7 protein-coding genes are annotated in these 7,045 nt (G+C 71.8%); 5 read left to right on the top strand and 2 right to left on the bottom strand.

Annotated elements, in window-relative coordinates; all coding sequences use genetic code 11:
* The coding region (locus tag PROKR_RS34985; protein ID WP_169736436.1) for an AraC family ligand binding domain-containing protein at window positions 1-474 on the bottom strand (474 nt) is incomplete at its 3' end.
* 109 nt (window positions 475-583) lie between these two features.
* On the opposite strand from PROKR_RS34985, the gene melA reads away from it, so the two are divergent.
* The 5 genes from melA (at window position 584) to PROKR_RS14320 (ending at window position 5,680) form a co-directional block, all read left to right on the top strand.
* Window positions 584-1,972, top strand: a complete 1,389-nt coding sequence (gene melA, locus PROKR_RS14340) for an alpha-galactosidase (RefSeq protein WP_036964339.1) — start codon at window positions 584-586, stop codon at window positions 1,970-1,972.
* An 86-nt stretch (window positions 1,973-2,058) separates the two neighbouring features.
* Entirely contained in the window at window positions 2,059-3,342 is a 1,284-nt protein-coding gene (locus tag PROKR_RS14335; protein WP_036964338.1) for an ABC transporter substrate-binding protein, read from the top strand.
* Window positions 3,326-4,219: a carbohydrate ABC transporter permease gene (locus PROKR_RS14330; protein WP_036964337.1), complete on the top strand. Its 894-nt coding sequence runs from the start codon at window positions 3,326-3,328 to the stop codon at window positions 4,217-4,219. Before PROKR_RS14335 ends, PROKR_RS14330 begins: the two co-directional genes overlap by 17 nt.
* Window positions 4,216-5,052, top strand: coding sequence for a carbohydrate ABC transporter permease (locus PROKR_RS14325; RefSeq protein WP_036964336.1), 837 nt, complete (start codon window positions 4,216-4,218; stop codon window positions 5,050-5,052). Before PROKR_RS14330 ends, PROKR_RS14325 begins: the two co-directional genes overlap by 4 nt.
* 34 nt (window positions 5,053-5,086) lie before the next feature.
* Window positions 5,087-5,680 carry a TetR/AcrR family transcriptional regulator gene (locus PROKR_RS14320; protein ID WP_036964335.1) on the top strand — a complete coding sequence of 198 codons (594 nt, stop codon included), beginning with the start codon at window positions 5,087-5,089 and terminating at the stop codon, window positions 5,678-5,680.
* Here PROKR_RS14320 and PROKR_RS14315 read toward each other — a convergent pair.
* Window positions 5,646-6,824: an acyl-CoA dehydrogenase family protein gene (locus PROKR_RS14315; RefSeq protein ID WP_245605832.1), complete on the bottom strand. Its 1,179-nt coding sequence runs from the start codon at window positions 6,822-6,824 to the stop codon at window positions 5,646-5,648. The two genes, PROKR_RS14320 and PROKR_RS14315, sit on opposite strands and share 35 nt — an antisense overlap.
* Between the last annotated feature and the right edge of the window lie 221 nt (window positions 6,825-7,045).

The raw sequence follows: 7,045 nt of genomic DNA, 5'->3' as shown, positions 1-7,045 counted from the left end.
GCCCGCCGGGCTGTCCAGCACCCGACGCACGAACGCCTGCGCCTCCAGCATGACCACCGTGCGGTGCCCGCCGTCGAGGACGTCGCGGTGCCAGCTCGCGAACAGCGCGGCGACGTCGCGCACCAGCACGGCCGCCGGCACCACGACGGGCCGGGCGCTGAGCAGCACCGCGACGTGCTCCGTGGGCAGCGCCCAGCGCAGCACCTCCGTGAGCGGGATGTGCACCCAGGACACGTCGGTCGGCGTGGCGCACGGGTGGACGAGCTGGTGCGGGGTGCCGCCCCAGAACAGCGCGACCTCGCCCGCCTCGACCCGCAGGCCGGAGCCCCCGAAGAGGTACTCCAGCCGGCCGGTGTGCACCAGGTTGAGCTCCAGGTCGTCGTGCCGGTGCGGGCGCGCCATCACGGGCGGCACGCCGTGCCGCACCCACAGCGCGGCCTCGTCCAGCTCGACCTCGTCGTCCGCGAGCACCATGGGCAGGCAGCATAGGGGCTGCCCCGGCACGGCGCCGGTCGAAGGATCCCGGAGACGGCGGGCACGCAGCCGGAGGTCTCACCGGCATCCTCGGACCTAGCGTCGCCGCATGGCTCATTCACCGAAGATCACCATCATCGGCGCCGGCGGCTTCGTGTTCCCGTTCCGCCTCATCGGCGACCTGCTCAGCTTCCCCGCCCTGCAGACGGCCACGCTCACGCTCATGGACCTCGACGCGGGCCGCCTCGACCGGGTGGCGGGCGCCGCCCGCGAGCTCGTCGACCACCACGGCCTGCCCACCGTCGTCGAGCAGACCACCGACCGGCGCGCGGCCCTGGCCGGCGCCGACTTCGTGATCATCACGTTCCAGGTGGGCGGCGTGGAGTCCTACCGCCACGACGTCGAGATCCCGCGCCGGTACGGCGTCGACCAGACCGTGGGCGACACGGTCGGGCCAGGCGGCGTCTTCCGGTTCCTGCGCTCGGTACGCGCCTACCAGGACATCGCCGCCGACGCCCTGGAGCTGTGCCCCGGCGCCCAGTTCATCAACTACGCCAACCCGATGGCCATGGCCACCGCGTACCTCAACGCGCTGGGCCTGAGCACGGTCGGCCTGTGCCACTCCGTGCAGGGCACCACCCGCATGCTGGCGCGCACGCTCGGCCTCCCGTACGACGAGGTGTCCTACCGCTGCGCCGGCATCAACCACCAGGCGTGGATCCTGGAGTTCCGGCACGGCGCCGAGGACGTCTACCCCCGCCTGCGCGAGGTCATGTCGACGCGGCACCAGCGCGGCCGCGCGGCAGCCGACCTCCTGGCCGACGACGGCGACCACTCCGACGCCGCGCTCGCCGCCAGCACCTACGAGGGCGGCAACGAGCAGGTGCGCACCACGCTGATGAACCACTTCGGGTACTTCGAGACCGAGTCCAGCCACCACGCCTCCGAGTACGTGCCGTGGTTCCGCAAGGACGACGCCACCACCAGGGAGTACATCCCGGAGCGCTGGGACTACTACGAGATCTGCGCCGCCCACGACGAGCAGGGCGACGTCGACGAGCAGCTCGAGCGCCTCAAGGCCGACCTCACGCCGTCCGTCGAGTACGGGGCGTCCATCGTCAACGCCGTCGTCACCGGCGTACCCGCCGTCGTCTACGGCAACGTGCCGAACGCCGGACGCGTCATCACCAACCTGCCCGACGACGCCTGCGTCGAGGTCGCCTGCCTCGTCGACGCGAACGGGGTGCAACCCACCACCCTCGGCGACCTGCCGCCGCAGCTCGCCGCGATCAACCGCACCAATGTCAACGTGCAGACGCTCGCCGTGCGCGCGGCACTGACCGGCGACGTCGAGCACGTGCACCACGCCGTCGCACTGGACCCGCTCACCTCCGCCCACTGCACGCTGGAGCAGATCCGCGCCATGACCGACGAGCTGCTGGCGGCCCACGCCGCCCTGCTGCCCGCTGCCCTCGCGCCCGCCGCCACGGCGCGCTGACCGCCCGGCGGTCCCGGGCGACGGCGCCCGGGGCCACCGGTCCCCCATCGAGACATCAGCACCACCCTCGACGAAGAGGAGACGACATGCCGACCCATGGGCTGTCCCGCCGCGCGTTCATCGCGGTGGCGGGGATCAGCGTGGCGGGCGCGCTCGCGGCCTGCTCCGGCGCCCCGACCGGGACCAGGCACCTGCGCCTGTCCTCGTGGAACATCCCGCTCGACCTGGAGTCGTACCAGGCGATCGCCGACGAGTTCGTGGCGAACCACCCCGGCACCAGCGTCGCGGTCGAGGTGACCACCGGGCAGTTCCACCAGTGGTTCATCACGCGGCTCGCGGCCGACCTCGCGCCCGACATCATCCGCATCACGCCCCAGCAGATCGGCCGCTACGCCGCGAACGGCAGCCTGGTGGACCTCACGGGCGCCGTGCCCGCCGACTACCGGGACGACTACTCGGAGCCGTTCTGGGCGATCGGCGCCAAGGAGGACGGCCTGTTCGGCGTCTTCCAGCACACCGACAACTTCATCACCTACTACCACCGGGGCGTGCTGGACCGGATCGGCGTGACGGCCCCGGCGTCCCTCGACGAGGCGTGGCACTGGGACGAGTTCCTGGAGATCGCCCGCGAGGCCCGCCAGGTGACCGGCGGCTACGGGTTCGGCTACGGCTGGAGCGGCCCGGAGACGGCGTACCGCTGGCTGCCGATCGTCTACCAGAACGGCGGCGCCTTTCTCGGCGACGACGGCGAGACACCCTCCATGGACAGCCCCGAGGCGATCGAGGCCCTGGACTTCGGCCGCCGCTGGTACGCGGAGGGCCTCGTGTCGCCGGCGAACATGAGCAAGTCCGGCGGCGGGGCCGTGGCCCGCGACCTGTTCCTCACCGGGCAGATCGGGCTCATGCTCGACAACCCGGAGTCGATCGCCGCCCTCGACGAGGGCCTGCCCGACGAGTGGGGCACGGCGCCGATGATCCGCAACACCGGCGAGGCGTCCGACCTGGGCGGCAACGCCCTGGCCGTCACGAGGTCCAGCAAGTACCCGGAGCTGGCCGCCGAGCTCGTGGCGCACATCACCAGCCGCGCCAACGTGGCCGAGTTCTGCCGACGCGGCAACTGGCTGCCCGCCCGGTCCTCGCTCGACGCCGCCGACATCGGCTACGAGCGGCACGCCGACACCATGCAGCAGTTCATCGACCAGGCCGGGACCATCCCGCTGTCGATGGTGCGGGCGGAGTCCGGCCGGTACTTCAGCTCGCTCAACTCGGTGTTCGCCGACTACCTCGACCTGTGCCTGCTCGGCGAGCTCACCCCGGCGCAGTCCGGCGCCCAGATGACGGAGGCGATGCGCAGTGTCACCACACGTTGAGTCGCCGCCGCGACGGCGCGCCCGCTGGGCACCGTACGTCTTCGCGGGGCCCGCCGCCCTGCTGTTCCTGGCGTTCTCGCTGCTACCCATCGTCATCGCGGTGGCCCTGTCCTTCCAGGACACGGCCACGCTCGGCGACGGCGAGTGGGTCGGCACCGCGAACTACGAGACGATGCTGGGCGACCCGCTGCTGCGCACCGCGCTGTGGAACACGGTGCTCTTCACCGTCGGCACCGTGCCCACCGCGATGGCGATCGGCCTCGCGCTGGCCGTCGCCCTGAACCGGCCGCTGCCCGGACGCGGCGTGCTGCGTGCCCTGTTCTTCGTGCCGATGGTCGCCGCCGGCGTCGTGGTCGGCGTCATCATGTCGTGGATCTTCAACCCCGACTACGGTGTGGCCAACAACGCGCTGGCCGCCCTCGGACTGGGCGGCCTGCCGTGGCTGACGTCGCCGCGCACCGCGATGCTCACGCTGATCGTCGTGGTGGTCTGGACCCGGATCGGGTTCTGCATGGTGATCTACCTCGGGGCGCTCCAGTCGATCCCCGCGGAGCTGCGCGAGGCCGCCGCGATCGACGGCGCGAGCGGCTGGCAGCGCTTCCGGCGCCTGACGGTGCCGATGCTGGCGCCGACCACGTCGATCCTGCTCATCCTCAACGTCGTGTTCTCGCTCCAGGCCTTCGACGTCATCTACGTGATGACCGGCGGCGGGCCCGGGTTCTCGACCACCGTGCTCATCCAGTACGTGTTCCGGTCGGCGTTCGCCGACGCCCGCATGGGGTACGCGGCCGCGCTCGGCCTGCTCCTCGTGCTGATCCTGCTGGTGTTCACGCTGCTGCGGCAGCGGGCCACCAGGCGAGCGGAGGAGCTCCTGTGACCCGGACCAGCGCACGACGCACCCGGCGCTGGCTGCTCACCGCGGCCCTGACCGCCGTCGCCGCCCTCGTCGTGTTCCCGCTGTACTGGATGGTGGTCTCGGCGCTCACGCCGGGCGGCCAGTCGCAGAGCAGCGAGTTCTACCTGTGGCCCGACGCGCCGACCACGGACAACTTCACCGAGGTGTTCGCCCAGCAGCCGGTGTGGCAGTGGCTCGGCAACTCGTTCTTCGTGGCGTCCGTGGGCACCGCGCTGTCGGTCTGCGTGTCGCTCGGTGCCGGGTACGCGCTGGCCAAGTACCGGTTCCGCGGCCGCGGGCTGCTGTACGCGGCGTTCCTGGTCACGATCATGATCCCGATCCAGGTCACGCTCGTGCCCGCGTTCCTCGTCACGGCGCGCCTGGGGCTGGTCGACTCGCCGTGGGCGGTGATCCTGCCGACCCTGTTCGACGTCGTCGGCATCTTCATCGCCCGCCAGTTCATGCTCGGCGTGCCCGACGCGCTGATCGAGGCCGCCCGGCTGGACGGTGCCGGGGAGCTGCGCACGTTCTTCCGCGTGGTGCTCCCCACCTGCTGGCCGCTGGTGGGCGTGCTCGTCATCCTCGGGTTCATGAACCGGTGGAACGACTTCCTGTGGCCGCTGGTGGTACTGCAGGGCAACGAGAGCCTGACCGTACCCGTCGGGCTGTCCACGCTGACCAACAACCCGGCGTTCACCTCGCCCTGGGGCGCGGTGATGGCCGTCGCCACGGTCGCCGTCGTGCCGTTGCTCGTGGTGTTCCTGGTGTTCCAGCGCACCTTCGTGCAGGGCATCGCCAGCACGGGGATCAAGTAGCCGCCGCCGACGGCCGCGCTCGTAGACTGCACCGGTGACCCCGCGCAGGCAGCAGATCCTGAGCACGGCAGCCGACCTGTTCGCCGCCCGTGGTTTCCACGGTGTCTCGATGGGCGACATCGGCGCGGCCGTCGGCATCTCCGGCCCGGCCCTCTACAAGCACTTCGCCAGCAAGGAGGACATCCTCGGGCAGTGCCTGCTGCACGCCTCCGACCAGCTCCTGGCCGGGGCGCGCGAGCTGCTGCCCGACCCCGCGGTGGCCGACGGCGCGCTGGCCGCGCTGATCGACCGGCACGCCGACTTCGCGCTCGACAACCCCGCGCTCATCGTCATCCAGGAGCGCGAGTGGGGCGCCCTGGGCACGGAGGCCCGTGCCCAGGTACGCAAGCACCAGCTCGCCTACATCGACGTCTGGACCGACGCGCTGCGCCCCCTGCGCCCCGACCTCGGCGCCACCGAGGCGCGGGCCGCCGTGCAGGCCGCCTTCGGCCTGCTCAACTCCACGCCGCACAGCGCCCGGATCGGGCGCGCCGCCATGCGGGCCCTGCTGACCCGCATGGCGCACGCGGCCCTGCTCGCTCCGCCGGCGGGCCCTACTCCACCGGCAGACCAAGCCCCCGCGCGATGAGCATGCGCTGCAGCTCGGACGTGCCCTCGCCGATCTCCAGCACCTTCGCGTCCCGGTAGAACCGGGCGATCGGCCCGTCCTCCATGACGCCGTAGCCGCCGAAGACCTGCGCCGCGATGCGCGTGGCCGTCACCGCCGACTCCGTGGCGTAGAGCTTGGCGACCGAGGAGGCACGCCGGAACTCGTCGAGCGGCGCCCCCGAGTCCTTGAGCGCCGCGGCCCGGTAGGTGAGCGCCCGGCTGGCCTGGACCATGACCTCGATGTCGGCGATCTGGAACGCCACACCCTGCTTGCGGCCGATCGGCCCGCCGAACGTGGGGCGCACGCCGGCGTGCTCCACCGTCAGGTCCAGCATGGCCTGGATGCAGCCGGTCGCGAGCGCCGCCACGGCCACGCGGCCGGTGTTGAGGCAGAGCATGAGCTGCTTGAAGCCGTTGCCCCGCTCCCCCAGCAGGTTCGCCTCGGGTACACGCACGTTCTCGAAGCGCAGCGGGTGGGTGTCGCACGCGCGCCAGCTCATCTTGTCGTGCAGGGGCTCGACGACGAACCCCGGGGTGTCGTTGGGGACGATGATCGCGGACAGCTCCGGGCTGCCGTCCGGCCGGGTTCCGGTGCGCGCCGCGACGGTGCAGAGGCTCGTGACGGGCGTACCGGAGTTGGTGATGAACTGCTTGGCGCCGTTGATCACCCACTGGCCGTCGGTGAGCTCGGCGGTGGTGGACATGGCATTGGCGTCGCTGCCCGCGCCGGGTTCGGTGAGGCCGAACGAGGCGAGCCGCCGACCGGCGATCAGGTCGGGCAGCCAGGCCTCCTTCTGCTCCGCGGTCCCGTACGCCAGCAGGCTGCCGACGCCGAGGCCGACGCCGGCCCCGAGCGTGATGCCGACGGACTGGTCCACGCGGCCGATCTCCTCGACGGCGATGCTGAGCCCGGTGAGCCCGAGGTCGGACCCTCCGTATTCCTCCGGGGCGGTCAGGCCGAACAGGCCCAGCTCCCCCATCTGGTGCACCACCTCGACGGGCAGGCGGCATTCCCTGTCCCATCGGGCGATGTGGGGCGCGATCTCGCGGTCGGCGTAGTCACGTACCGCGTCCCGGAGCTTGGTGTGCTCCGGGTGCTCTGGTGAGGTATGCATGTTGCGCATGTCACAGAGGTTAACCACCATTAACCTCACAGCGCCAGGCCCCACCCGGAGGACTTCTCGATGACCGACCACAACCAGGTCACCTACGACGTCGTCGCGCCGTCGCGAACCGACGCGCCGCCCGTCCCGTACGCCCGCATCACGCTCGACGCGCCCCGGCGGCGCAACGCCCTGTCCGCCGCCCTGCTCGACGAGCTGCGGGCCGCCCTCGACCGCGCCGC

Origin of the sequence: Promicromonospora kroppenstedtii DSM 19349 (assembly GCF_000515355.1) — a bacterium.
In the GTDB taxonomy this organism is placed as follows: domain Bacteria; phylum Actinomycetota; class Actinomycetes; order Actinomycetales; family Cellulomonadaceae; genus Promicromonospora; species Promicromonospora kroppenstedtii.
The sequence above is the reverse complement of the archived record's forward strand: the minus strand, read 5'-3'. Positions and strand labels throughout refer to the sequence as shown.